Origin of the sequence: Streptomyces bicolor (assembly GCF_000719285.1) — a bacterium.
In the GTDB taxonomy this organism is placed as follows: Bacteria; Actinomycetota; Actinomycetes; order Streptomycetales; family Streptomycetaceae; genus Streptomyces; species Streptomyces bicolor.
The window spans coordinates 1-3142 of the sequence record NZ_JOFS01000086.1 but is presented as its reverse complement, the minus strand read 5'-3'; the positions used below and the strand labels follow the sequence as shown (position 1 = coordinate 3142).

At 70.1% G+C, this 3142-nt stretch carries 3 protein-coding genes; all 3 read left to right on the top strand.

The features are described 5' to 3' along the window. Positions 1 to 1096: condensation domain-containing protein (locus IF78_RS0142685; protein WP_031488131.1), on the top strand; the 1096-nt coding region annotated here is incomplete at its 5' end. Between the two features lie 38 nt (positions 1097 to 1134). After that, the gene (locus tag IF78_RS44645; protein ID WP_051828697.1) at positions 1135 to 2532 is read left to right on the top strand and encodes a condensation domain-containing protein; all 1398 of its coding nucleotides are present in this window, start codon (positions 1135 to 1137) and stop codon (positions 2530 to 2532) included. An 11-nt stretch (positions 2533 to 2543) separates the two neighbouring features. Continuing rightward, a partial coding sequence (locus tag IF78_RS50280; protein ID WP_244889811.1) for an AMP-binding protein occupies positions 2544 to 3142 on the top strand: 599 nt, incomplete at its 3' end.

Here is a 3142-nt window from a genome sequence, read left to right as displayed (position 1 = left end):
GCTGGTGCTGGTGGCGCACCACCTGGTGGTGGACGGGGTGTCGTGGCGGATCCTGCTGCCGGACCTTCAGTCCGCCTGCGAGGCCGCAGCCGCAGGCCGCACACCCGAACTCGACCCCGTGGCAACGTCGTTCAAGCAATGGGCCACCCTTCTGACCCACCAGGCCACCTCGGACAGCCGAGTCTCCGAGCTACAACACTGGACCGACGAACTCGGCGAGGCTGAACAGCCACTGGTACCAGGTGAGTTCGACCCGAAGCGAGACACGGTGTCGACCCTCGTCCACCGGACCTGGACGGTACCCCCGGCCCAGGCACACACACTCGTCGGCGAGACGCCGGCCCTCTTCCACTGCGGTGTGCATGAGGTGCTGCTCGCCGCGCTGGCGGGGGCGGTGGCGCGCCGGCGTCCGGAGTTCGCGAGCGGTCTGCTGGTCGACGTCGAGGGACACGGTCGCGAAACGGTTGCCGGTACGGATCTGTCGCGCACGGTCGGCTGGTTCACCAGCACCCACCCGGTGCGGCTGGACGTCACCGGCGTAGACCTGGAAGAGGCCCAGGACGGCGGCGCGGCGGCAGGCTTGCTGCTGAAGACCGTCAAGGAGCAGGTGCGCTCGCTGCCGGGTGGTGACGCCCTGGGCTACGGCCTGCTGCGGTACCTCAACCCGCAGACAAGTGCCGTCATGTCGGGACTGCCGGTCCCGCAGATCGGCTTCAACTACCTGGGACGGTTCACCACAGCCGGCCGCCAGCAGTCCACCGCCGACGAACCCTGGCAGCTGAGCGGACAGACCGCGATCGGCGGCTCGGCCGGCCCGGACATGCCCGCACTGCACACCCTGGACGCGGGCGCCGTCGTACACGACGGCGTCGACGGTCCCGAGCTGAAGCTCACGTTGAGCCGCCCGGCGACGGTCCTCGACGAAACAGCGGTCGAGGAACTGGGCCGGGCATGGCTGGCCCTGCTCGCCGGACTCGCCGCGCACACGACCAGCCCCGTGGCGGGCGGTCACACGTCCTCCGACTTCCCGCTCGTCGACCTCGCGCAGGACGAGGTGGACGAGCTCGAAGCCGGATTCACCGGCGGCGTCTCCTGACCGGACACCACGCCTTGAGCGCCTTGAGGAGAGAAGCGATGACCCGATCCGCAGTCGAGGACGTGTGGCCCCTGTCTCCGCTTCAGGAGGGCCTGCTGTTCCACGCCGCCTTCGACGACCAGGGACCCGACGTCTACCAGGGCCAGCGGCTGTTCGACCTGACCGGACCGCTGGACGCGCGGCGGCTGCGGACGGCGTGGGAGACCCTCCTGGCCCGGCACCCGGCGCTGCGGGCGGGCTTCCGGCGACGCAAGTCGGGAGAGGCGATGCAGGTCATCGCCCGGGAAGTCGTACTGCCGTGGCGCGAAGCCGACCTCTCCGGACTTCCCGAGGCCGAAGTGGCGGCAGGTCTGGACAAACTGGCCCAGGCCGAGCGGGCGGAGCGGTTCCAGCTCGCGGTTCCGCCGCTGCTGCGACTGCTGCTGATCAAGCTGGGTGAGCGTCGGCACCGCCTGGTGCTCACCAGCCACCACGTCCTCATGGACGGCTGGTCCCTGCCCGTGCTGCTGAGGGAACTGAGGGAGCTGTACGCGGCCGACGGCGACAGTGCGGTCCTGCCGGCGCCCGTCTCGTACCGGGACTACCTGGTGTGGCTCGGCCGCCAGGACAAGAACGCTGCACGCGCCGCATGGCAGGAGGACCTGGCCGGCGCGGAGGAGCCGACCTTGGTGGCTCCCGCTGCCCCGGGTCGGGCACCTTTGGCCCCCGAGATCCTCACCCGCGAGGTACCCGCACGCTTGGCCGAGGAGGTGACGTCCTTCGCCCGTCGGCACGGCCTCACCGTGAACACGGTGGTCCAGGGCGCCTGGGCGTTGGTGCTGGCTCGGCTGTCCGGCCGTACGGACGTCGTGTTCGGCGCGACCGTGGCCGGCCGCCCGGCGGAACTGCCGGGCGTGGAGTCGATGGTGGGCCTGTTCATCAACACCGTTCCCGTGCGGGTGCGCCTGGACGGCGCGCAGCCGGTCGTGCGGATGCTCGCCGAACTCCAGGAGCGGCAGAAGAACCTGATCGGCCATCAGCACCTCGGCCTGTCCGAGATCCAGCAACTCACCGGTCCCGGCGCGACCTTCGACACGCTCCTCGTCTACGAGAACTACCCGCGCACCCCGGCCCGGGCAGCCGCCCAGGACTCCTTCGACCTGCGGGTGATGGCCGGTGAGGAGACGGCGCACTACCCCTACACGCTCGTCGTGGCCCCGGGCACCCCGATGCGCTGCAAGCTCGACTACCGACCCGACCTGTTCGACCGCGACACCGCCGAGTCGGTGCTCACCAGGTTCTTTGCGGTCCTTGAGCAGGTCGTCGGGGATCCGTCGGTGCTGGTGGGGCGGGTGGGTGTGCTGGGTGCGGTGGAGCGTGCTGCCGTGCTGGACGGGTCGAGCGCGGTGGGGAACGGGGTTCCGGCCGGGTTGGTGGTGATCGGGTCGCGGTGGTGATGGAGCGGTCCGTGGACCTGGTGGCGGTGCTGCTGGGGGTGTGGCGTGCGGGGGCGGCGTATGTGCCGGTGGACGCGGGTTCTCCGGCCGAGCGGGTGTCGCTGGTGTTGGGGGACTGTGCTCCGGCGGTGGTGGTGTGTTCAAAGGCGACGCGTGCGGTGGTGCCGGAGGGTGCTGGTGTGCGAGTCGTAGTAATGGATGAGCCCGCCACGGTGGCCGAGCTGGCCGGGTGTGCCGATGAGTGCCGGGTTCCTGTGGCTGCGGCTGATGTGGCGTATGTGATGTACACGTCGGGGTCGACCGGGGTGCCGAAGGGCGTGGCGGTGCCGCATGCCGCCGTGGCCGCGCTGGTCGGTGAGCGTGAGTGGCGTGTGGACTCGCATGATGCGGTGTTGATGCATGCGCCGCATGCGTTTGATGTGTCGTTGTTCGAGTTGTGGGTGCCGTTGGCTGCGGGTGGGCGTGTGGTGCTTGCCGATCCCGGTGTTGTCGATGCCAGGCAGATACGCGGGTTCGTGGCTGAGGGTGTGTCGTCGGTTCATGTGACGGCGGGGTCGTTCCGGGTGCTGGCGGGGGAGGCGCCGGAGTGTTTCGCGGGCTTGCGTGAGGT

Bases quoted from the DNA above. Each gene is read 5' to 3' on its own strand.
- IF78_RS44645 (WP_051828697.1), top strand. From the start codon at position 1,135: ATGACCCGATCCGCAGTCGAGGACGTGTGGCCCCTGTCTCCGCTTCAG.